This window comes from Streptomyces sp. VNUA24 (assembly GCF_029167005.1).
Classification (GTDB): Bacteria; Actinomycetota; Actinomycetes; order Streptomycetales; family Streptomycetaceae; genus Streptomyces; species Streptomyces scabiei.
The window spans coordinates 6,256,317-6,279,047 of record NZ_CP119143.1 but is presented as its reverse complement, the minus strand read 5'-3'; the positions used below and the strand labels follow the sequence as shown (position 1 = coordinate 6,279,047).

The window sequence follows — 22,731 nt, the reverse complement described above, 5'->3', positions numbered from 1 at the left end:
CGTGCTCGACATCGGCTACGCCCTCTCCAACCGCTTCCCCGACCCGCCGCAGACGGACTACCGCCGCGCCGACGTGTACGCGCTGCGGCACGACCTGTTCTGCGGGGACGTCTACCTCGCCGACACCAAGGCGGACCGGGAGCTGTCCACAGCCTGGGGATGGGTGCCGGTGCTGGACTTCGCGTGGGCGCTGTGCGACATCGTGGAGCGGCTGGACCAGGACCCCGCCGGTTCCCGCGCCTCCCGGCCCCAGTACGCGGAACTCGACTTCACCGAGTCCACCGACCGCATGCTCTTCGAGCGGCGCTTCGGGTGGGTGGACGTGGAGGCGGACTGGATGCCGGCGGAGGAACCTCCGCTCACCTTCTCCCACACCGAACTCCGCCGCGAGGCCCGCGATTTCCTCCACGACGTGATCGCCGACCTCTGCGACCTCCACGAGCCCCTGGCCGAAAACCCAGCGATCTGGACCCTCCAGTCCCGCTTCCCGAGAATGCCGTAGCCCCGCCGGGGGCGCGGCATTTCGTCCGCGGCCAACTGGGTCTCGTCCTTTCGTCCGCGGCCAACTGGGGCGCGGCATTTCGTCCGCCGCGGCCCGGTGGGGGTGCGTGGCATTTCGTCCGCGGCCCGGTGGGGCTTCTCGCGCAGTTCCCCGCGCCCCCAAAAAGCCCAGGTTCACGTCGGCCCAAAAGATCAGCCCCGTTGCAGCCCTGAAAAACAGATCCCCGTGGGTCCTGAAAGACCAGACCCCCATGCCCCTGAAAGACCCGCCCCCGTGACCCTGGAAAACCACCCCTCGTGCGTCTGAAGGTTCACCCCTCGTGCGTCTGAAGGTTCAGCCCTCGTGGGTCTGAAGGTTCAGTCCTCGTGGGTCTGAAGGTCCAGCTCTCGCGGGTCTGAAAGTCGACCGGTGTCGGGCCTGGAAAGCAGCGGGCGCAGCCCCTGCTTTCCAGGGGCGCGGGGAACTGCGCGAGAAGCCCCACCGGACCCGCGGCCGGAGGTCAAAGGGACGCAACCCCGGCCTTCCAGGGGCGCGGGGAACTGCGCGAGAAGCCCTCACCGGGCGGACGTATGGGGGTCGAAGGGGCGCAGCCCCTGTGAGGATGGGACGGGTAGGGGCGGCGGGGGCGAAAACCAACCCGGCACCCCGAACGTCACCCCTCCACCCGAATCCCCATCTCCCCCGCCAACACCGGCGCCAGATCCATCAACTGAGCCGCACTGATCACCGCCCCCGACAACCGCTCCACCCCCCGCCCGATCTCCACCGAAGCAGCCCCCCGCAGATCCACATCCACCAAGGTCACCCCGGTCAGATCAACCCCCTTGAGCGCACACCCCTCGAACGCCACCCGCTCCAACCGCGCACCCCCGAAATCCGGCTCCACCAGCACACAGTCCTCGAAGACCACGTCCCTGAGCCGAGCGTCCCGCAGATTCAGGTAGTCGATCTTCCCCCCACGCACCAGCACCCGCTCCAGCACGGCCCCGTGCAACCGAACCCCGCCGAGCCGCGCGTCCACCAGCTCCACATCCCGCAAGGTCGCCTCGGCCAGATCCGTACCGACACCCCGTATCCCGGTGAGCACGGAGTCGAGCACCCGGGCCCGCCGCAGCCGTGTCTCGTCCAGCGCGCACCCCGTGAGCGCGCAGTCCATGAACCGGGCACCCCCGCCGTCCTGCCCCGCGAGGTCCCGCTCCCGGAACTCCAGCCCGTCATAGTCCCCGTCGGGCTCCAGCTCCCCGCCCGCGAACGCCTCCAGCACCGGCAGCCGCACCTCCGGCCGCCGCGCCACCTTCACCACCGACCTCGCCCTCGCCATGCCCCCATCCTGCACCCCACCACCGACAGTCCACGTGACCTGCGCGAACACCCCGCCGTGACCGGCCATGTCACATTCCGGCGCCCCGACCCGTCGTACCCACCGACAGCCGCGTACCGACCGGCCGACGGGCCGACCGACCAACCGCCCAACCGCCCGACCGAAGACACCGACCCGAGGGAGCCCCCGCCATGCCCACCAGCCGCACCCACACCCCCCTCACCGTCATCGGCGGCGGCTTCGCCGGACTCACCGCGGCGATCACCGCCGCCGAGGCGGGCGCGCGGGTCACGGTGTACGAGGCGCACCACACGCTCGGAGGCCGGGCCCGGACCGCGGAGGGGCCGTACCGGACCAACGAGGGACCGCACGCCCTCTACAGCGGCGGCCCGCACTGGACATGGCTCGCGCAACGGGACCTCATCGGGCCGCTCGCCCCACTCCCCCCGCTGGAGGCCGCCCGGCTGCGCCTGCACCACAAGGGCGTCCTGCGCCGGACACCGCCGTTCGCGATGCTCAGGCTCCTGCGCCCCCGCCGCACGGGCCCGCAGGCGCCCGTGGACGCCGACTTCCTCACCTGGGCGACCGGGCAGGCAGGCGAGGAGGCCGCGCGCGCCGCAGCGCACTACGCGGCGGTGGCGCTGTTCCACCACGACCCGGGCTCCCTGTCCGCCGCGTTCGTGCAGGAACGGCTGCGCCGGGCCACGAAACTGCCCCCCGAGGCGCACTACCCGCGCGGCGGCTGGGCGAGCGTCATCGACCGGATGGCGGCCCGCGCCTGGAACCTGGGAGTCCGCATGGAGACCCTCAGCCGCGTCGACAGCCTCGACGCCCTCGGCGGCAGGGACACCGGCCCGGTCGTCGTCGCCACCTCCCTGGACGCGGCCCGCCGCCTGCTCAAGGACGACTCGCTGACGTGGCCGAGCGGCCGTACCGCCCTCGTGGACCTCGCCCTGCGCACCCGCCGCGGGGACGCGTTCGCCGTCTCCGACCTGGACGCGCCCGGGTGGATCGAGCGGTTCACCGCGCAGGACCGCACGCTGGCCCCCGCGGGCGAGCAGCTGCTCCAGGGGCAGTTCCCGATCGGCCCGCACGCGGCACGGGCCGACGGTGTCGCCCGCGCCGAACACCTGCTCGACCTGGGCTTCCCCGGCTGGCGGGACCGGGTCACCTGGCGCCGCGAGGCCACGTCGAACGGCCGTACGGGCGCGGTCGACCTGCCCGGCACCACCTGGCGCGACCGCCCGGCCGTGGACCGCGGCGACGGCGTCTACCTCGCGGGCGACCAGGTGGCGGCACCGGGAGTGCTCTCGGAGGTGTCGTTCAACAGCGCCCTGGCGGCGGTCTCCCTGGCCCTGGGCCGCAGGTCACGAACCTCCCAGCACCTGAAGCGCGCATGAGCCACCACACCCGCCCCACCAGCCCCGCGCCGCGCACCCGCCGCCACCAGCTCCAGGCCGCGCGCCCTCCCCCGCCGGCCCGCGCCGCGCCCCCGCGCCCTCAGTGCCGCCCCGCCACCCGGTCCGCCACCCGCGCCAACCGCGACGACTCCCCCTTGTGCGAGGCAGCCTCCCGCCGGTCCGCGGCGCGGTACGTGGCGTACATGCCCTGCACCCCCGCCCACCGCAGCGGCTCCGGTTCCCACTTGCGCACCCGGTGGTTCACCCACGGCAGCGAGGTCAGCTCGGTGTCCCCGGCCTGCCCGGAGTCCCGCCGGACGAGGTCGCGCAGGGTGCGGGCGGCGAGGTTGGTGGTGGCCACACCGGAACCGACGTAACCGCCGGCCCAGCCGAGCCCCGTCGACGGGTCGAGGGTGACCGTGGCACACCAGTCGCGGGGCACCCCGAGCACGCCCGACCAGGCGTGGTCGATCCGCACCCCCGCCAGCGAGGGGAAGAACCGCACCAGGATCTCGTACAGCGCCTCGACCGTCGCCGCCTGCGTACGCCCGTCGTTGTCCGTCCGCGACCCGAAGCGGTACGGCACCCCGCGGCCGCCGAGCGCGATCCGGTCGTCGGCGGTGCGCTGCGCGTACATGTACGCGTGCGCCATGTCGCCGAGCGTCTCGCGGCCCTCCCAGCCGATCGCCGCCCACTGGCCGGCCGTCAGCGGCGCGGTGGCGATCATCGAGGAGTTCATGGGCAGCCAGGTCCGCCGCTGGCCCTTGAGGTTCGCCGTGAACCCCTCCGTGCAGCGCAGCACATAGGGCGCCCGGACCGTGCCGTACGGCGTGACCGCGTGCCCGGGCCGGATCTCGGTCACCGGCGTCAGCTCGTGCACGGTCACCCCCAGCCCCTCGACGACGGCGGCCAGCCCCGTCACCAGCTTCACCGGGTTCAGCCGTGCCCCGTGCGGCGTCCACGTCGAGCCCACGGCGTCCGCGACCCTGATCCGCTCGGCCGTCTCCCGCGCGCCGTACAGCTCGCGGTCGTCCTCCTCGTACGCCCTCTCGTGCTCGTGGAAGGCCCTGAGACGGCTCAACTGGGCCGGGGTGTAAGCGACTTCGAGCACCCCACCCCGGTGGATGTCCGCCTCGACGCCCTCCTCGCCCGCCACCCGCACGACCTCGTCGACGGTCTCGTTCATCGCCCGCTGCAACCGCACGGCGGCCTCCCGCCCGTGCAGCCGGGCGTACCGGTCCCGTCCCGCGATGCCGTTGTAGAGCCAGCCGCCGTTGCGCCCCGAGGCCCCGTACCCGCAGAACTTCTGCTCCAGGACGACGATCCGCAGTCCGGGCGCGGCCTTCTTGAGGTAGTAGGCCGTCCACAGCCCGGTGTACCCGCCCCCGACGATCGCCACGTCGGCGGCCGCGTCCCCGCCCAGCGGCTCCCTCGGGACGGGGAGGCCCGCCTGCGCGTACCAGAAGGAGATCCCACCGTTGACGGTGCCGGCCATCGCGTCCGAGCTGCTCATGGCGGGACGCTAACCCCTGCCGAGGGGCCCTGTCTCCTACGGATTTCGTGGCCCACGAGCCGCCGCCGGGCCGGAAATCGAAGGCGTACCGGGCCGGTACGCCCGTAGGGTCGCCCCCATGACCGACACCGTCCCGGTACCGGCGGAACTGGCCGCCACGCTGGAGAAGTACTTCCAGGAGAAGGGCCGGTCCTTCGCCGCCGCCCTGCCGGGCCTGGCCGCCCGGTTCCTGGACCACTGGGGGCTGCGCCCCGACGGACCGGCCATGCACGGCATGTGCGCCCTGGTCCTGCCCGTGGTCCGCACGGCCGACGGCACCCCGGCCGTGCTCAAGCTGCAGATCCTCGACGACGAGAGCGAGGGCGAGCCGGTCGCCCTGCGCGTCTGGAACGGCGACGGGGCGGTACGGCTGCTGGACCACGACCCCGCGACGGGCACCATGCTGCTAGAACGCCTCGACCCGGCCCGCATGCTGTCCCACGAGCCCGACACCCACGCGGCCGTCCTGGTCATCGCCCGCCTCCTGGCCCGGCTGACCGCCGCCCCGGCCCCGCCGGCCCTGCGCCGCCTGGCCGACATCGCGGCGGACATGCTGGACCGCACGCCCCCGGTGCTGGCCCGCATCCCGGATGCGTCCGACCGCCGTCTGATCGCCGACTGCGCGGCGGCGCTCCGCGAGGTGATGGCCGAACCCGGCGACCGCCTCCTCCACTGGGACCTGCACTTCGACAACGTCCTGGGCGCCGACCGCGCCCGCTGGCTCGCCATCGACCCCAAGCCCCTCGCCGGCGACCCCGCCTTCGACCTCTGGCCGGCCCTCAACAACCGCTTCGACCCGGACGACGTCCTCTGGCGCTTCGACGCGATGACCGAGGTCCTCTCCCTGGACCGCGACCGTGCCCTCGCCTGGACCCGCGCCCGTCTCCTCCAGAACGCCCTCTGGGAGATCGAGGAGGGTCGGCCCCTGGACCCGGAGGACCTGGAACTCGCCCGCCGCCTGCGCTGACCTGCCTCCGGGACGACGGGGGAACCGCCCCGGGCCCTCCCGTCCTCTCTCCTCATGAGGAGTCCCTTCATGAAGGGTGCCCGGGACGCCGTCCCGGGACGCGAGGCAGGAGGACCGGGTGCCGTCCCAGGACGAGGTGGAGGACTTCGCGGCGCTGCTGCGACACCTGAAGGCGCGCACGGACCTCAGTTACGCGGCCCTCGCCCGCCCCCTCTCCATCAACGCCTCGACACTGCACCGGTACTGCGCGGGGGAGGCCGTACCGCTCGGCTTCACGGTCGTGGAACGGTTCGCCGCGCTGTGCGGGGCCGACCCGGCCGAACGCGTCGAGCTGCACCGGCGATGGATCCTGGCGGTCGCGGCACGCCGCCGCTCCCGGACGGCGGCCCCGCCCGCCCCGGACGCCACCGAGCCCCCCGGCCTCCCTCCCCTTCCGGCACCCGCGCCCGCGCCCGCGCCCGCCCCGCGAACGCCCTGGTACAGGCGCCGCGCAGGACTCGCCGCGGCTGTCGTGACCGCGTTGGCAGCCGCCTTGATCGGCCTGTCCGCGCTGACGTCTCCGACGACCGCGAAGACGCCGGACCCGCGGCACGGCTCCCCGACACCGCCCGCACCCGCCTCCGCACACGCCTCCGCGCCCGCCTCGGCCGGGAAAGCCGCCCCCGAGACGACCGCCCCACCCCTCACCTGGACGGTCAACTCCCAGCTCTGGGGGACCGGTTGCGACCACGACTACATCATCGACAAGGCACCCCGGCAGGTGCCGCCGCCCCCGCTCCCGCAGGACGCCGCCCCCTGGGCACGTTCGCAGGGCGCGGTGCACGGCGGCCGGACGCTCATGGACATCACCGTGCAGGGCCGGACGGACACGGCCGTCGTCCTGGAGGCCCTGCACGTCCGCGTCGTGGAACGATCAGCCCCGCTCAAGGGCACCGTCTACTTCACGGGCCAGGGCTGCGGCGCCGACCTCGACCCCCGCACGTTCGCGGTGGACCTGGACAAGGACCGCCCGGTCGCCCGCCCGGCCCAGACCATCGAGAGCGGCACGGGCACCCCGGCCAGACGCATGCCCTACCGGGTCTCCGCGAAGGCCCCCGAGGTCCTGATGATCGACGCCCGCACCGTCGACTGCGACTGCAGCTGGTACCTGGAACTCGACTGGTCCTCCCAGGGCCACACCGGCACCGCCCGCATCGACGACCACGGCACCCCGTTCCGCACCAGCGGCACCAAGGGCCTGCCGCAGTACTGGTACGCCAACGGCGGCTGGACCCCTACGACCTGAACCAAGAAAAACCCCAGGTCAGACAAATCCGACCCGGGGTTCCGGCAGAGCCCCCTGTCGGATTCGAACCGACGACCTACGCATTACAAGGGCTGGTGAGGTTGTGATAGCGGATGTCGCCTGATCACACCAGATCCTGTTTCCCCTGATCAACGACTTGCAGGGAGCTCTGCGCCTGCCTCTGCGTCCATATGTTGCCGCGCCGTCCGCTCACGCATTGCTCACGCATCGCGGCGGAGACTGCGGACGCTGATCCGCACGAACTCCGTCGGCGGCACACATGAATCGCTCCAGTCTGATGGAGCCTCCACCGATCCCGGAGCGGTCCAGGGCGCCCTCTTCCCCATTCGGCAACGTCGTCCTTCCAAATTAGAGCCCGTTGGAAGGCTGACGTCGCTCAGGGTCCGGTTCAGCCTCAGCGCGAGAGGTTGCGCCGAACCCTTAAAGCATCAGGTGCGATGGGTCAGGAATCAACACCCGAGTTCTTATCTCCTCGGGAGTCGATTTCTCGATGATGAAGTCGTGCAAGCGGCGCCCCGAGCACCACGATGGCGGATCCCACGTAGATAAGCACACCACCCTGCGAGGACCCTTCATCATAAGAAGAGATCACCCATACCGCCCCGGAAGTAATCACCCCGACGCCTATGAGAAAACAGGCGACTGAGAGTCTTCCTGGTAGAGAGGAGAGGATGCCTCGCCATCCAGGAATCAACCGCTGCTCCTATTACCTGAAGCGGTGGGGGCTGTCCTTCCAGCGCCCGGACAAGCGGGCCGCGGAACAGGACCCGGAGGCTCATCCGATATCCGGCGTTGCATCGTCCGGCGATGCTGAAATGCCAGCAGCACTCCGAACAAAGCAGGAAACAGGGCGAGACGCAGAACACCGGTCGACAGGTCAAGTTGCTGCTCACTTTCGGTGAACAGCCCCCACAAGACGGCACCGGTGAAGAGCGCCAGAGCCAGGGACAGAAGCATCACGGATGCCCTGCCCGCCATAGATGACATGAACCAACGCACTGAGGTCTCCGACCCACTGATGCCAGGCGTACGTGGGGACCACGTGAGATCTGACAATCTTTGTTCCTCTGCGGGGGTAGTGCTTCAGGAGATACTCGAGGTACCACTGATAAATCGGTCGGCGCGACAACGCCGCCCAGGATGAAGGCGCCAGCCACCAATCCGACACCCGGAACCACTCCGGAGAAATAACGCAAATCACCCATCTGCTACGTTGGTGAGCCCTTCCGGTCTACGACCGGAAGGGCTCACCAAGTCACTCGACTGGATCAAATCCAGCTACAGCAGGGGGCTGGAGCGAAACCCAGGCGGCTAGCAGCCATCCTCGTATCACTCTTTCCGGCCAATTCCACCTCTTCGAAAATGCAGATAGGCGAAGATAATTGCCGCCACCTCTAGAGCAGGCGTCGCGTAGAGCATGCCTTGACCGATCGCATCGCCGTGACGCCAAGGAAACGACATGCACACCCATCCGAGAATCCAGAAGAATATCCCGGACAACCCAAGACAGAGCGACCATTTACCCACAGGCGATGTTCGCAGCGGGGCAACCTCCCGCTTTCCGCCAGGCTGATTTGACCTACTGATGCGTGACATACGCGGGAATCGATACATAAGCCTTCACTGTCTTTGTGCCCCTTCTTGGATACCACTCGAGCGTCTTAATGAGCCACTGCCTGTACACCTCACCTGTAGCATAGATGGCAGTAGCCAGGAGAAGAGCTGGACCAGATGCAGCTGCAGCCGAATATTCGATCCAGGCCGCTATCGCGGTTATCCCGAAGTTACCGATTTCCATGCGATCCGTGAGCCACTTCGTCTTCTTTCGACTCAACTTCAGGGTGCAACTGACATAGCCACAGGAAAGCTTAGTCTTGTTGTATTTCTTAATCGCTTTTCGACCGTCGAGATCGTATTTGCCCACCGGGTCCGAGGGATAGTTGTAGGTGTTCGCATTGCCCCCGAGCACAGGGTCGACACTGAGGAAGCGCCCGGTAGTGGAGTCGTACAACCGGACTCCCATCAGGGTCAGCCCGCTGAGGGTGTGAGTCGACCTCTGGTAGATGCCGAGTGAGCCGTACTGAGCCGCAGGGGTGCCATGGAGCTTGTTGCCGTACTCGTCGTAGTGCTGGACCGTGCTCGCCACGGTGGTGTCGAGCGGTTGCTGGACCATGATGTCGCCGTGGATGTTGGCGAAGTGGAGGACGATGGAGCCACTGGCCCCTGTGGTGGCGGTCAGCCCACCCGTCATGTCCGTGATGTTGCGGCTGACCGTGTCGCCGGTCTTGCTCCACGTCGGACGGTCAGTTGCGTCACCATAGTGGCTGGTGGTGGTGCCACCAGTGCTCCACGAGCCATCGGTTGCCTGGATCTGGGCAGTCTGGACGGCGAGGCGTCCGGCGGCGTCCAGGGTCCAGGTGTTACGGCTGGTGCCGACGGTTTCCGAGGCCACCAAGTCGTTGGTGTGGTAGGCCAGATACGATTCACCGTTGGACGTAGTGCGGCCGAACGCGTCGTAGGCGTAGCCGGAGTTCACCAGGCGGTCCGCGCTGTCGTAGGTGTACGACGTTGTGGCCGTGGTGGTGTCGTCGGTGCTGCTGTCGCAGTCGTCTGAGCTGGTCTTCAGCGCGGTGCGGTTGCTGTTGGTGTCGAGGGTGTAAGCGCGGGTGACGCAGCCGGTCGTGGTGGTATCGGCTGCCTGGATGAGGCGGCCGGAGCTGTCATAGGCGTATTCGGACTGGGTAGTGGAGCCGTCTGTCTGCGTGTGGCTCGTCTGACGGCCGGTTATCGCATATCCGGCGTTGTCGGAAGCCGCCGTGACGCCGTCCGAGGCCGTGTATTCGCGGCCGGTCTTTTTGCCGGTCGGATCGGTGTTGACGGTGAGTTTGTAGTCACCCGGCAGGGTTTCGGAGGTCAGTACGCCGTCCGCATCGTAGGAGGCGGTGAACGTACCTGCTACCGAGTCGGTCAGGGTCTTGATGTTGCCGGCTGTGCCGTAGGTGTAGGTCACCGTGGACGGTGCCGAGTCGGTGGTCTTGACCGGTCGGTTCAGGAGGTCGTAGGCCGTGGTGCTGGTGTTGCCCGCACCGTCGTCATACGAGATCTGGCGACCGAGGGTGTCGTATCCGTAGGTGATCGTCTGGCCGTTTGAGGACTGCGTGGCGACTTTGCCGTTGTCCGTGTTGTAGGTGACGGTGATGGCCGGTGCGGCCGTACCAATGCCTCCGGTGATCGCCGTCTTGGTGACGCGGCCTGCGGCGTCCACGGTGGTCGTCGTGGTACGGGTCACGCTGTTCGCTGTCTCGGCCTTGCTAGCGATCCGGCCCCAGCGGTCGTAGGTGTAGACCGTGGTGACCAGGCTGGCGGGGTTGCTGCCACCGCCCGTGATCGTGGCCGCCGGTGTGGTCCGGCACAGCAGCCCGGCCCAGATCACCGAGGAGCAGGCGCCCGTGCCATCTGCGCTGTAGTACGTGTACTGGAGCGTGCCGGCGTCCGAGCCCGACGATCCCGCGGTGCGGGTGGTCGCCACGCGGCCGGAACCGTCGTACGTCGTGACCGTGGTGCTCTCCTCCCCGCCGCTGGTGGACTTCTGCTGTCCGGTGGCCCAGTCGTAGGCGGCCGTCGATGTCTGCGTGTCCGCGTCGGTGGCGTATCCCGGTATTGCCGCTCCTGTCACCACCGAGGTCACGAGGCCGGAGACCGCGGCGGAGGTAGGTCGGTCCTCGTCGTACGAGTACGACGTGTGCTCACGGGCCGGGGTCACTGTCCCGGCGGCAAGCGTGGTCTCGCTGGTGGAGCCGGTCAGCTGTTTCGTGAGGGTCACCTGGTGCAGCGGTCCGTACTCGTCTGTGAGGCGTTCGCCGTCCGCCGAGTACTCCGAGACCGTGGACAACTGCTGAGCTCGTTCGGCTGTGGACAGGTCACCCACACCGAGCGTAGCCAGTTCGTCCGAAGCTCCGGTTGCTGTGCCGAGAGCGAGTTCACGGTTGGCAGCGGTCAACTCGGCCACCGTGTTGCCGTACTCGTCGTACTCGGTGGTGGTGAGCGCGCCGCCAGGGCCTGCGGTGTTGCTCTCCTCGCCATTGGCACTGATGTAGGTAATGGTCGCCCGACCGTAAGCGGACGCTGCCAGGCCCGCACCGTTGCTGGACGACGGTACGGAGTCGGCCGGGAAGACCGCTGTGGCGTCGGTGGGCGCCTCGTTCTGGGCCCAGGTGGCGACCTTGGCGGCGTCCATCTGGTACGGGGCAGTGGCGCCGGAGAGCGGGACGTCGTAGACGACCGTGGTGGCCGCTGTGCCCGACGTGGCGCTCGCGGAGCCCTCGGCGAGACCAGAGCGGGACGCCTTGAGCAGCATGCCCTCCCCCGCGGTGAGCGCGGAGCCGGCCTTGCCGTAGGTGAACGCCCAGGGCAGCTCACCCGGTGCGGCAAGCGTGGCGACGCGGCCGTCGGAGTCGTAGGTGTAGGTGGTCTTCAGCGCGGGGCTGACCCGCGGGTCCCAGGCTTCGCGCAGACGGCCGGAGCCGCTGTACCGGTAGGAAGCAATGGTCTCGGCGGTCGCGGCGGAGGCACCGGGGTCGGTGGCCCAGAGCCGGATCGACTTGACCCGGTCCTTGAAGTCGCCCACCGCGCTGTCAGTGGCTGTCGTGGCGTCCGCGTAGACGAACTCCAGTACCCGGCAGCCCTTCGTGGACGGCGTCGCCTGGCAGGTCGTCGCGTTGACCGCGCTCGTCGGCGAAACCACGTATCTCGGACGCGCCAGCTTCTTGCCGTCGACGTCCACTGTGGTCGAGAAGACGGTGACCGTCGAGTCGTCGACCGCCGAGGCCGACGAATAGAGCGCCCACGTCGTCGAGGAATCTTCCACCTTGGCGAACACGGCGGTGTTGGCTTCCGTGTCGGTCAGTGTGAACTTCTCGGTGCTGGTCGAATAGGCCAGAGTGAGGGACTCCGCGCCGATCTCCGGCTCCCAGCCGCCCCCGCTCGTTTCCGTGAACGCGATCGCGCTTCCGTCGCCGGACAGCACCTCGACGGAAGTGCCGGAGGTCTCGCGGAGCTGCGTGTAGTCACTCGCTGCTGCCGTGACGGACGACGTCCAACCCGGGCCGAAGATCTCGGCCTGGCCCTCGGTGTCGGTGGCGTTGGCGCGGGATGAATATGTGCGCTCCACACTCGCCTCGAATGCCGTGGCGTCCGTGGCCGACAGGGTGTAATCACCGGTGAGTTGGTTCACCTGACCGGGGCCAACCTGGGTCGACGGAGCAGTGCCGGCGTCGCGGTCGAGAGTGACCTCGACCGTCTGCGAATGGCCGGTGGTGGTGCCGTCGGTGAACGCGGCACGCAGTTCGATCACACCGTCCTCGGTGAGCGAGGAGACGGTGTTCCACACCAACTTCGTGGCGGTGCCGCTGGTGACAGCAACCGGCCACGAGGAGACTGCGTTTCCGGAGGCGGTGACGTGCGCGACCGGCACGGTGTGCCAGTCGTCTGCCTCGCCCCGCCGGTACTGCCACGTCACGCCGGTGTAGGAAGGCAGCCCCTTGGCAGACAGAGTCAGGCGGCGGGCAGTGTCGTCGCCGTCCTGCGGCGACAGAATCGCCGCGCCGTCGGCGCCTACACCGAAGCTGTAGGCAGTGGTGGACGTGGACAGGTTTCCGCCGGAGTCGACCGTACGGACATACAGGGTGTGCCAGCCGCTCGCCGGGTCGATCGAGATAGTGGCCGCGTCACCACCCGATCCATTCGTGGTGTCGAGCTTCTTGTTCGGCAGGCCGCTGTCGTCCAAGCCCCAGAGATAGCCGGCACCATCGCTGGAGGGAGTGTCGATGGTGCAGGACACCGCGGAATCAGCCTTCGCGGTCCAGCCGTTCTCCTCGTACGTGTCGCAGGAGACGGTCGGAGCTGCGGGCTTAGTCGTGTTCAGCACGAATGTGGTGTAGCCGGTCCAGGATCCGTAGTCCGTGCCGTCGTACGCCCGTACCCGGTAACGCAGGTGCGCTCCGGCCGGGAACGCGTTAGCCGAGGCGATCGCGAGCGTCGCGGCGGAGCCGGAAGCCACTGAGGCGGACGTACCCGTGTAGGAGTAGGTGGTGTCCGCGTAGGCAGGGTCCGCGCTGATCTCGAACTGAGCCTTCGTCTTCGATCCGTCTGGATCGGTCACCTTCGCCGACAACGTCGGCGTCAGCGACGTCACATACCGGTTGCCGTTGTAGGTGTTGACCTGCGAGGGCGAGATCGCCGTCGAAGCGGGCAACGCCGGGTGGGAGTTGTACGTCACCGTCAGGTGCGGCTCGGTGGAGCCGTCCCCCGACACGTAGTTGGCTGAGCGGAAACGACGCCAGGTGAAGGAGTCAGCCTCGTCGGCGCCCGCGATCCGCAGACCATGGTTCGTGGAACCGTCCGCCCATGCCTGCACGATGGCGTCGATGTCGAAGTTCATCGTGCCGGCGGGGCAGTCGGTGGCCGAGTAGCCCTTGGCCGCCGTGTTCGTCACCGCGCCTGTCGCGGTGGTCGACGGCTGGTCGCCCCAGGTGATGTCCGACGACGACCACGACCCGGTGATCCGCCGCACCTGTGTGCCCGCCCCCGTTGTCTGGCAGGTCGAGGAGTAGTACGAGTACAGCGCCAGGTTTGTGTCGGTGATGTGCTTGCCCTTGAACGCCGACACGTCGAACTTCAGATACGAGCGGGCCTTCGTGTTTCCCCCGTCGTACGTGCCCGACTTCAACTCCGTCGAGGAGACCTGCGAGTCGGTGTAGTCGGTGGCCACCCAGGTGTCCGTGGTGACGGCGAGCGTGGATGTGGGGTCGACGGTGACCGGATAGGTCAGATCCCGCTCGAAGTAGTCCGCGTCTGGGGTGAGAACCAGGGTCTGGCCGCCGTCTTCGGCGGTCTCGACCTTCGTCGCTACCTTCTCCTGATGCTTCGACTCGCCGGAGAGCTTGTCCTTGGAGGAGTCCCACATCATCGGTGCCGGCGCCTCGGCCACCAGTTTCCCGGCGCCGTCCTTCATCAGCAGATGCCCGGAATCGGCCACCGACAGCTTCAGGCCGTCCAAGTCCAACGGAATGCGGAACTGCAAGCCCGCCTGGGGAGCGGTGTCCAGCACGACGTTCTGGCTGAAGCCCTGAGCCAGAGCCGTCACCGTCAGCGTCTGCCCGGCCCCGATGTCGTACGAGGCGGTATCACCCTTCACCGAGGGGGTGGGCAGCTCGGACTCCCAGCCCATCCCGAAGGACTTCTCCCCCTTCGCCACCGACGCCAGCGCCTTGTCCCCGCCGTCGGAGACCTTGATCTCGGCCGCCGCTACATCCGGCTCCAAGGCCGAACCCTTGTCCGACAGCGAAGTATCGATGTCCTGCCAGACACCGCCCACCTTCTGCCGGACAGGACCGGCATACGTGGATGTCTGCAGTTCACCACTCGGCAGGGCGTACGTGGTCGACGTCGCCGAACGCTCCGACAACACCTCGATCTTCCGGTCCTGCAACCGAGCCATCAGCAACGCCGCCGCCGCCGAATCCGCCGACGAGGCAGCCGCCTTCTTGTCCGACGCAGACACCACCTCGGTGGCGTCAGAGCCGGTGGCGAACGCCGCACCCGACACCAGCGACACCAGCGCCGTCTCCGCCGCCATCACCACGGCCACCGCCAGCGCCACACGCCTCAGCGAGCCGCGTGACAGTCTCGCCCGCCCCCGTGAAGACGGGAAGCCCCGCCCCCTGATTGGTCTCAACACAACTCCTGCGATCACCCCGTGCGCCCGATGCGCCACGAGCCGCAGGATCAAACAGCAGTAACTCGTGAAAGTAAAGACCAGGTTTATTCACACTGTTATCACAACGCGACTCGACGAAGGATGTGCCGCATTGACTGCCTCCAACTCAGGTCAGATCACTGCCTCGTTGCCGCCTTCCCGCCTCCACAACCCACACCATGCCACCCCACACCGGGCATCGCTTCCCTCACATTCTCAGCTCCGCCGCACACCAAACCCGCGATGATTGTGACCAAGCCGTGATCAGTAAGCAGTAATGCAACGGGGGCAATACAGACAGGCAGCGAGCATCGGGGCACGGACACATAGGCAGGTCTCCGGCATGACGGCGGTCTCGGTTCCGCATCTCGGGTGACGCAATGGGCCCGTCGGCAGGCACGGGGAGATATGCGGATTGGTGCCTGCCGACGGGGGTCTGGATGGGCGCGCGGCTCTACATCGGCCCCAGGCGCTTGAGGTCCGCGAGCTTGGCTGCGGCGTCCTCCGCAGCGTCCGTGCCGATCCGACGGGCGGCTGGGGGGAGCCCTTCGTCCTTGGCGACGCCGATCCCGGCACCTACCGCGCCGATGAGGTCGAACAGCTCGCCGTCGTCCAGTTCCTGTGGCTTCTGTTCCTCGGTCGCCAAGGCGCCTCTCTTCTTCGTGGTCGGGTGGCGGCCCCGTCCCTGCCGCGACCTGTCCTTCTGAGGTCTTGGGGGAGCCTCCAGTTCGAACGGCAGGGACGGGGGGCGAGGGCCCGCCCATGGCGCGGCTGCCCAGCTACGCGACATGGGCGGGCGATCTGTCGAGTGGCGCGCTGGTGGGCCACTGGGTGATGGGGCGAGGCGGTGCGGGCGCGGCTGTCCGGGGGCGCTGCCGACGTACGGCTCGCTCGCTCATCGTGTAGTGGAGCTGTTCGAGCCTGAACACGCACCACTGGCAGGCTTGGAGGGCGAAGGTCTCGCCTGCCACGGTGATATCGCCGATCCCCGTCACGGGAAGTCCGGTCCGCTCGCACTTGAAGCAGGTCCCGCCTTGCCAGTCGAACCGGCTCCACAGCTCGGCGGGCCTCAGTCCCATTCCGGTTCCTCCTCCGCGAGGTGGGGCAGAGGGGTTCCGCCGACCACGGGCACGAAGCGCACCGGACGGGCATGCCAGATGAACCTGTAGCGTCCGGCCGAGAGGGGGAGCGTGAACTCCTCGCCGTTCTTCAGGGCTTCGGCGGGCTCGCGCCATCCGTCGGACAGCCAGTCCCAGACGTAGCCAGCCACCGACGCGTCGATGGCCGAGGCGATGACGCGCATCTGGATGCGAGCCCAGCGGATCGCGCGGTCCGGCGTGGGCATGGCTGCGAGCGAGAGTTGCCTGCCGTCCTCTTGGCGCCACTCGCACCAGAAACCCGACTTGGGCACCACCGGTTCCGGTACCGCGATGGTGCACCACGTGAGTGTGCCGTCCTCGCTGGTCCCCCAGTCCTCGGCCAGGGCTTCGACGATCAGCATGCCGCGACCGCTCTCCTCGTCGGCGGCCGGTCTCTTCACCTGAGGTCGGCCCGGAGTTCCGTCAGCCACCTCGATGCGGACCTCGCCCCGCCAGTACGAGACGGAGATGCTGACGTCCTCCGTCTCGCCGTATCGGACGGCGTTGGTGACCAACTCGCTGATCAGCAGGTTGGCTGTGTCGATGCAGGAGCCGATCCCCCACAGCCGAAGGTGAGCGGCACTGATCCGGCGCAATTGCCCTACTCGCTGCGGGGTGCGGGTGCAGGAGACGACGAAGCGAACTGGCTGGTCCATGTCTCTCCCCGGACCGTGTACCTGCGGAACCCTTTCGTGCGGCGGAACAGCACTGGCTATGCCGCCGGAAGCGTTCCGTAATCTGCCGCGCGTCGCCTCGGGAGCGGTCGCACTCTGCAAGGCAAGAGCCATCGCTGTCCTCCGCACGTCACGGGCAGGAAGGTTGCTCTCGGCGCCACACCTCAGGCGCGTCCGCCGGCTTCCCTTGGTTGCTCGGGTTTGGAGACGACCGTAGGACGGCTGTCTCTCAACCCCCAAGAAGATTGCGCGAGTTTGCAGCAAGTCGATTGACTGGGCTGAGTACCTCGCTGACCATCGTCATGTCGCGCAAACCAGCGCAAGGCAGCGGACGGGAGAGCAGCCGTGAAGCTACGGTTCCTTGGTAAGAACTCCACCCCCGGAGACAGCCCCACCCTGTACGCCAGTGACCAGGACAGCTACGTCATCCAAGGCTGGAAGGTGTTCGCGAACGACTTGCTCATGCGGCTCGACGTGCCCGAAGGTCAGACGGTGATCGAGGTTCCGCCGGAGCTGTTCGAGCACCTGACGAAGGACGGACATACGACCGGCGAGATCAAGAGCTTCACCGCCCCGATCATGCTCGTCACGGAACAGGACACGTGCATCCTGCAAGGCCCGGAGATGACCGATCCCGAGGCGCTGAGTCAGATGCGGATGCCCGACTATGAGACCTGCATCGAGGTCCCCAAGTCCTCGATCATGGCCCTACTGGAGGAGAACAGTGGACCTGATCACCTCGGCCCAGCGTGACGAGCTGTTCAACAGCTTCGAACGCGATGCCTTCCACCTGGAGCTGAGGGACGACTACGGGTCTCCCATCGAGGACACGCCCTACGCACGCTGGCAGAGGGGTGAGCCCGACGACTACGTGTGGCTCGACCCCTGGATGACGCTGATGAAGCGCGTCACGGGCGAAGGCAAGACCGTCAGGCGCGTCCGGGTCGTCACCGAGCCGCACTCCCAGTACGTCGGCTGGGAGCACTCGTTGACCCGCCTCAACCAGGAGGCCGGCGAGGACATCCGATGGCTTCCGCGGCACCGTCTGCCGGAAGGCATCGACTTGCCCGTCGGCGGTAACGACTGGTGGCTGTACGACGACCGTCTCCTCGCCGTCGGCCATTTCGACCCCGAAGGCCGAGTGCTGGGGTCGGAAATCATCGAGGACCCGGACACCGTGGCCGAGTGCGTCCGCGTGCGTGACCTCCTCTGGGCCGCCGCCATCCCGCACGCCGAGTACAAGCCCTGACCCATCCGTGAATAACCAAGCTCAAGAAGCACGAGAGGCACTGGGTGTCCGGCTGCGCGGATTCCGGAAGGACGCCGGATTCGCGAGCGGCCGGGCATTCGCCGTGGCCACAGGTTGGGCCGAGTCCAAGGTCTCCCGGCTGGAGAACGGCAAGCAGAACCCCAGCGAAGACGACATCCGGGTCTGGTGCATCAAGACCAACAGGCAAGAGCTCGTTGATGACTTGATAGCCACGGTGCGCCACATCGACGAGCTGTGGCTCGAGTGGCGTCGGCAGCTGCAGACTGGGGCGGAACGACGCCAGCGCAAGGCCCTGCCGGTCTACGCCAAGACCAGGGTCTTCCGCATCTGGCACCCGACGCTGGTGTGGGGAACGATCCAGACGGCGGACTACGCGGCCGAGACGTTCAGACAGGTCGTCGACTACTACGAGATCCCCGACGACGCGGAAGCGGCCACCGCCAAGCGACTCGAACGGCAGCAGTACCTGTACCGGGGCAACCGAATCTTCAACGTGGTCCTCGGCGAACAGGCCCTTTACACCAACTTCGGCGGCCCCGAGGTGATGAAGGGGCAGCTCGATCGCCTGCTTGCGGTCATGCGGCTCCCCCGGCTGAGCCTGGGCATCATCCCCCGCTCCGCGCCCCTGGGCATCTGGCCCGGGAACTCCTTCTCGATGTTCGACGACAAGCTCGTCCTCGTCGAGACCTACTCGGCGGAGTTCTCCGTCACCCAGCCCCGTGAAATCGAGCTGTACACCAAGGCGTTCGCCCTCTTGCAGCAGTCAGCGGTCTACGGTGCCGCAGTCCGAGACCTGATCCTCGCTGCGATCCACCACTTCGATCAGATGCCGAGCGACTAGGAGACACCATGCAGCCCGTGGCCCCGAACTGGCGTACCAGCTCCTACACCGGGACGGAGAACTGCGTTGAAGTGGCCGACAACGACGCGCAGCACGTGATGGTTCGGGACACGAAGGCCCGCGACCGGGGGCTCATAGCCGTCCAGCGAACCCCCTGGACGGCATTCGTGGAGTACGCCAAGCAGGGATAGTGGTGATGGTGTTCGGTCGGCTCTCTGAGGCGAACATGTGCGTAAGTCGTCCACCCGCCCGGCGCGCCCGCTGCCGTTCCGCGCGAAGCCGAAGCTGTGCGGCTGCGCCGAGCCGTAGGAACTGATGGCCTCCGCCGCGAACGGCGAGGCCATCCGCCTGATTTGGCCATGCCGGATGGGCGCACTGCGCTGGGTGCCTACCGGCGCTGTCGGTGCTGCTGTTCGGTAGGCGTTGGAGCCACCGCTGGGAGCCGACTGTTTCGGGTCTGCTGAGTGGGGGGCGAGCCTGCCGTGGTCGTCTGCAGGCGGGCAGCTTCGGCTCGGCGGTTGGGTGCTGGGTTTCGGGCGGTGTGCTGGATGCGGGTGATGAGCACGCGAGCAGGTTGGCGGGCGGTGGCCAGCTCGCGTTGAGCGGCGGCTTCCTTGAGGAGCTGGTGGGGTTGGTGGCCGCGGGCTTCGGCGTCGGCGAGGACGGTGGCGAGCGCGGGCCAGGCCGTGTCGGTGAGGATTCGCTCGGCGTGGTCGGGGACGGCTGCTCGTACGTCGCTGGCGAGAACGCGGCGGGCTTGATCCCTGGGTGGCCGGGCTGTGAGTTCGGCGAGTGTCGGGGTGAGGGCGCGGTCGGCGGCTGTCTGGAGGTGCTGGACGGCCTGTCGGGCGGCGTCGGCTTGGTGGGCGTGGTGCTTCGCGTCGTGCCAGCGTCCGGCGATGATGGCGGCCCAGACGAGGGCGGCGACCAGGGCGGCCAGGGCGCTGCCGTCGGGGCGGTGGCGGTGTGGACGATGTCGCGTGCCGCGCTGCGCAGGGCGTGGGCGGCTCGGTCTTCCGCGCGGACCTGGGAGCGTTGGGCTCGGGCGAACGCCTTGGAGGCGGCCCGGAGTTCGGAGCGCAGATGGGTGGGTGTCTTCTGGGCGGTGGCTTCGAGGAGTTCGCCGAGGGCGGTGATGTGGGCTTGGGCGTGGGTGTCGTCGGCGAGGTCGGTGTGGAGGGTGTCGAGGGCGTCGGTGGCTTGGTGCCACGGAGTGCTGGGGTGGTTGCGGCGGGCGGTGGGGTGTTCTTCGGGCCGGCTGGATTCGAGGCGGGCCTTGATTTTGGGTAGGGAGAGGTCGGGGGAGATCTTGCTTCCGGGGTGGTAGATCTGCTCGCCGGCCGCGTTGACGTCGCCGGGGCGGCCGGCTGCGTAGCCGAGGAGGTCGCCTGACGGGCCGCGCCGGACTTGGACCTTGACGCCGCTGGCTTCGAGGTAGGAGATGAGTTCCTCGGCGCCTGTCACGTGGGGGATGGCGGTGCGGATGCGGTCCTGGAGCCAGGCGGGGCTGGGCTGTTGCCAGCCGAGGCGTTCGGCCTTGTGCATCTCGGCCTGGGTGGGGCGGCGGGCGCCGGTGCGGTCGCCCTTCTTCAACTGCCTGAGCCCGTAGTCCTTCTCGATCTCGCGGCAGGCGTCGCCGACGCGGATGCCGCTGTCGTGGAGTTTGGGGCGGCGGCCGTCTTCGCGGACGGTGGTGGCGAGGATGTGGATGTGGTCGTCGGCGTGGCGTACGGCGATCCAGCGGCAGGCCAGGTCGTCACCGGCCGGGGCGATGCCGGCGGCCTGGACGATGCGCTGGGCGATCTCGCCCCACTCGGCGTCGGAGAGGTAGCGGTCCTCGGGGGCGGCGCGGACGGGGCAGTGCCAGACGTGGTCGGTGACCGGCTTGCCGAACTCGCTGTTACGCAAGGAGACCGGCTCGTCGAGGTAGCGGCCGAGTTGGGTGAGGGTGGCGTTCTCGTCGCGGCCGGGGTCGGGCATGCCAAGCATCGCGAAGCCGGCCACGATGTGCGGGTCGAAGTGCTCGTCGTGGCCGCCGGGGCCGTAGAGGTAGGCGAGCAGGCCACGGGTGTTGGATCCGGCGGGCTTGATGGCGGCGATCACGCTGTCCCGGCCTCCTCCGGGTCGGCGGGCTGGCGCAGGGCTCCGGCGATCAGCTCCAGCAGATGGTGGAGTTCGTCGAGGCGTTGGCGTATGTCGGGTGGGGTGTGGTCGCTGTTGAGGGCGCGGGCGATCTGGTTGACGTTGACGCCGATCCGGTTGAGCTGGCGCAGGACCTGGGCGCGGAAGTGGTGGGTGCGGCGGCGGTCCTCGGACAGGGGCAGGTTGGCAGTGAACCGGCCGGTGATGAAGGCGAGGACGATGTCGGCGGCGAAGCCGGAGTCGCCCTTGTAGCCGTGCTCGGCAGCGGCCTGCTGGAGGCGGGCTCGCTGGTCGCCGGTGAAGCGCAGCGGGCCGACACGGTCGTTGCGCTTGGTGCCGGTGAAGCGGCGGATCGTGGGCTGCACGCTCTGCACGGCAGGCTCGCCGGCGGCGACGGCTGCGGTGTCGGCGGCGTCTGCGGGGCGCAGGACGGCTCGCTGGACGGAGCGAAGGGTGTCCGGGTCGGGGCCGCCCTTGGCCCCGACCCCCTGGTCCGGCGCCCCCTGGCGCTGGGCCGCCTCCGCCACCCCCGGGGCGGAGACCCCCGGGATCCGGCCTTGAGTCGGACTCGGGGTACTACTGGCTCCGCCAGGGGCAGCCCGTCCGAACGCGCGGCGCAAACGCCCCATCAGCGTAGGGGACTTCGACAGCGGCAGCGGCTCGTCGGGAGCGTGGTCGGAGCGGTGCGGGTCGTGCGTCACGGGCGGTTCTCCGGAAGGGACGGGGGCAGGCGGGTCGGGGGGAAGGACTGGCGGAGTGCGGGTGGCCGGCGCGCCCTCCACAGGTGTGGATAAGCGGACGGTGAGCGGTGCGGTGGTCGGCTGGCTGGGGTGACCGGAAAGGGGTTCCGGTCACCCCGCTGGGTTTCCGGTCAGCCTCTGCTCGGAGCGGTCTTGGCGGCGGCTTCGATGTCGGGCCGGAGGATCTCCATCACCTCGGTCTGCCGCTGACTGCCGATCGTCAGGTCCCTGTCCTTGACGGCCTTCCGGAGAAGGGACCGGCTGAGTGTGCCGTGCTCAGTCAGGGCGATCCGGCCGATCTCCACGAGCTCTGTGAGTGTGGCCTTGGGCGGACGGCCACCGCGCGGCTTGCCCTCCGAAACCTCGGGCGGTGGTTCCGTCGGCTGGACGGAACCGGCGGCCGGACGCTCAGCGAGCCCGACCGGCTCGGCCCGTGGCTCGACGGGCTCGACGGGCTCGGCGGGCGCGGCGGGCGCGGTGACCGGTGGTCCCGGCACCTGGACGGGTGCGGCGTCCAAGCGGTCGGCGGGTTGGTCGACCAGTTGGTGGATCTGCCGCATCAGGACGCCGAAGGCCAGCAGCGCGGCGGTCGGGGGAACCGCGGCGACCACATAGTCGAGCAGGGGAACGGCGCTGGCGTTGCCCGTGCCGTTGACCCCGGCCACGTTGAGCGCGATGGAGCCGGCCGACCCGGTTGCGGTGAGGGTGATCGCCCACCAGTCGGTCACCCGGCGCAGGCCCGCGCGGAGCATGAGCAGTTCGCCCGCGACGATGAACGCGTCCAGGGTCGCCGGCCAGGCCCATTGCCGGATCGGGGAGCTCTTGAGGCCGTGCTGTCCGGCGACCTCCGCGAGATGCGCGTACGACAGCCAGAACCCGCCGGCGGTGAGCGCCACGATGACGACTCCCGCCGCGACGAGCGCGTACCGCTCGGCCGCCTGCTTGGTCGTCATCGGGCGCCCTCCGTCAGGGCGCTGGTCCCGGTGGGTGAGTGTGGGGAGGGTGGTCAAGCGGGGTTCTCCTGGGGTGGTGGCGTGGTCCGTCTTAGCCGTCTTGGCCGTTGCAAGCGCAGGTCAGGGCCGGTACGGCTGAGAGGTTGGTATTCCGTCCCGGCAGCGTCG

The 22,731-nt window shown here is 68.8% G+C and carries 16 protein-coding genes and 2 pseudogenes; 9 read left to right on the top strand and 9 right to left on the bottom strand.

Annotation, left to right across the window (positions count from 1 at the left end; all coding sequences use genetic code 11):
* Position 1: 1 nt before the first annotated feature.
* Positions 2 to 502 carry a hypothetical protein gene (locus PYR72_RS26920; protein WP_275457693.1) on the top strand — a complete coding sequence of 167 codons (501 nt, stop codon included), beginning with the start codon at positions 2 to 4 and terminating at the stop codon, positions 500 to 502.
* 652 nt (positions 503 to 1,154) lie between these two features.
* On the opposite strand, the gene PYR72_RS26915 is transcribed toward PYR72_RS26920, so the two are convergent.
* Positions 1,155 to 1,823, bottom strand: a complete 669-nt coding sequence (locus tag PYR72_RS26915) for a pentapeptide repeat-containing protein (RefSeq protein ID WP_275457692.1) — start codon at positions 1,821 to 1,823, stop codon at positions 1,155 to 1,157.
* Between the two features lie 191 nt (positions 1,824 to 2,014).
* Between PYR72_RS26915 and PYR72_RS26910 the strand changes: the two genes are divergently transcribed.
* A complete protein-coding gene (locus tag PYR72_RS26910; RefSeq protein WP_275457691.1) occupies positions 2,015 to 3,223 on the top strand; it encodes an FAD-dependent oxidoreductase in 1,209 nt (402 codons plus the stop codon).
* Between the two features lie 100 nt (positions 3,224 to 3,323).
* Here the strand turns inward: PYR72_RS26910 and PYR72_RS26905 are convergent, their stop codons facing one another.
* The gene (locus PYR72_RS26905; RefSeq protein ID WP_275457690.1) at positions 3,324 to 4,736 is read right to left on the bottom strand and encodes an FAD-dependent oxidoreductase; all 1,413 of its coding nucleotides are present in this window, start codon (positions 4,734 to 4,736) and stop codon (positions 3,324 to 3,326) included.
* A gap of 118 nt (positions 4,737 to 4,854) precedes the next feature.
* Here PYR72_RS26905 and PYR72_RS26900 point away from each other — a divergent pair, with 118 nt between their 5' ends.
* From PYR72_RS26900 to PYR72_RS26890, 3 genes and pseudogenes are all read left to right on the top strand, one after another.
* A complete protein-coding gene (locus PYR72_RS26900; RefSeq protein ID WP_275457689.1) occupies positions 4,855 to 5,742 on the top strand; it encodes an aminoglycoside phosphotransferase family protein in 888 nt (295 codons plus the stop codon).
* Between the two features lie 118 nt (positions 5,743 to 5,860).
* Positions 5,861 to 7,027, top strand: a complete 1,167-nt coding sequence (locus PYR72_RS26895; protein WP_275457688.1) for a helix-turn-helix transcriptional regulator — start codon at positions 5,861 to 5,863, stop codon at positions 7,025 to 7,027.
* A 704-nt stretch (positions 7,028 to 7,731) separates the two neighbouring features.
* Positions 7,732 to 7,824: pseudogene (locus tag PYR72_RS26890) on the top strand (winged helix-turn-helix domain-containing protein); the annotation flags it as partial.
* Positions 7,825 to 8,627: 803 nt separating this feature from the next.
* On the opposite strand, the gene PYR72_RS26885 reads toward PYR72_RS26890, so the two are convergent.
* The 4 genes from PYR72_RS26885 to PYR72_RS26870 all read right to left on the bottom strand — a co-directional run bounded on the left by PYR72_RS26885 (position 8,628) and on the right by PYR72_RS26870 (position 16,599).
* Entirely contained in the window at positions 8,628 to 14,708 is a 6,081-nt protein-coding gene (locus PYR72_RS26885) for a DNRLRE domain-containing protein (protein ID WP_275457687.1), read from the bottom strand.
* A 550-nt stretch (positions 14,709 to 15,258) separates the two neighbouring features.
* Positions 15,259 to 15,450 carry a hypothetical protein gene (locus tag PYR72_RS26880; RefSeq protein WP_275457686.1) on the bottom strand — a complete coding sequence of 64 codons (192 nt, stop codon included), beginning with the start codon at positions 15,448 to 15,450 and terminating at the stop codon, positions 15,259 to 15,261.
* A gap of 133 nt (positions 15,451 to 15,583) precedes the next feature.
* Positions 15,584 to 15,883: a hypothetical protein gene (locus tag PYR72_RS26875; protein ID WP_275457685.1), complete on the bottom strand. Its 300-nt coding sequence runs from the start codon at positions 15,881 to 15,883 to the stop codon at positions 15,584 to 15,586.
* Entirely contained in the window at positions 15,874 to 16,599 is a 726-nt protein-coding gene (locus PYR72_RS26870) for an ATP-binding protein (RefSeq protein ID WP_275457684.1), read from the bottom strand. The genes PYR72_RS26875 and PYR72_RS26870 overlap by 10 nt, the downstream gene beginning before the upstream one ends.
* Before the next feature lie 363 nt (positions 16,600 to 16,962).
* On the opposite strand from PYR72_RS26870, the gene PYR72_RS26865 reads away from it, so the two are divergent.
* Genes PYR72_RS26865 through PYR72_RS26850 form a run of 4 tightly spaced genes read left to right on the top strand, consistent with a single transcriptional unit; the run spans position 16,963 to position 18,919 of the window.
* Entirely contained in the window at positions 16,963 to 17,370 is a 408-nt protein-coding gene (locus PYR72_RS26865) for a hypothetical protein (RefSeq protein ID WP_275457683.1), read from the top strand.
* The gene (locus tag PYR72_RS26860) at positions 17,342 to 17,866 is read left to right on the top strand and encodes a DUF6879 family protein (RefSeq protein WP_275457682.1); all 525 of its coding nucleotides are present in this window, start codon (positions 17,342 to 17,344) and stop codon (positions 17,864 to 17,866) included. The genes PYR72_RS26865 and PYR72_RS26860 overlap by 29 nt, the downstream gene beginning before the upstream one ends.
* Before the next feature lie 7 nt (positions 17,867 to 17,873).
* Positions 17,874 to 18,728 carry a helix-turn-helix transcriptional regulator gene (locus PYR72_RS26855; RefSeq protein WP_275457681.1) on the top strand — a complete coding sequence of 285 codons (855 nt, stop codon included), beginning with the start codon at positions 17,874 to 17,876 and terminating at the stop codon, positions 18,726 to 18,728.
* 8 nt (positions 18,729 to 18,736) lie between these two features.
* Positions 18,737 to 18,919 (top strand): DUF397 domain-containing protein, encoded by a 183-nt coding sequence (locus PYR72_RS26850; RefSeq protein ID WP_152170417.1) that lies wholly within the window; start codon positions 18,737 to 18,739, stop codon positions 18,917 to 18,919.
* A gap of 197 nt (positions 18,920 to 19,116) precedes the next feature.
* Here the strand turns inward: PYR72_RS26850 and PYR72_RS26845 are convergent.
* From PYR72_RS26845 to PYR72_RS26835, 3 genes and pseudogenes are all read right to left on the bottom strand, one after another.
* Positions 19,117 to 20,831, bottom strand: a pseudogene (locus tag PYR72_RS26845) (relaxase/mobilization nuclease domain-containing protein).
* Positions 20,828 to 21,397, bottom strand: coding sequence for a MobC family plasmid mobilization relaxosome protein (locus PYR72_RS26840; protein ID WP_275457680.1), 570 nt, complete (start codon positions 21,395 to 21,397; stop codon positions 20,828 to 20,830). Before PYR72_RS26840 ends, PYR72_RS26845 begins: the two are co-directional and overlap by 4 nt.
* A gap of 344 nt (positions 21,398 to 21,741) precedes the next feature.
* Complete coding sequence (locus PYR72_RS26835; RefSeq protein ID WP_275457679.1) at positions 21,742 to 22,563, bottom strand: DUF2637 domain-containing protein; 822 nt, start codon at positions 22,561 to 22,563, stop codon at positions 21,742 to 21,744.
* Positions 22,564 to 22,731: the final 168 nt, after the last annotated feature.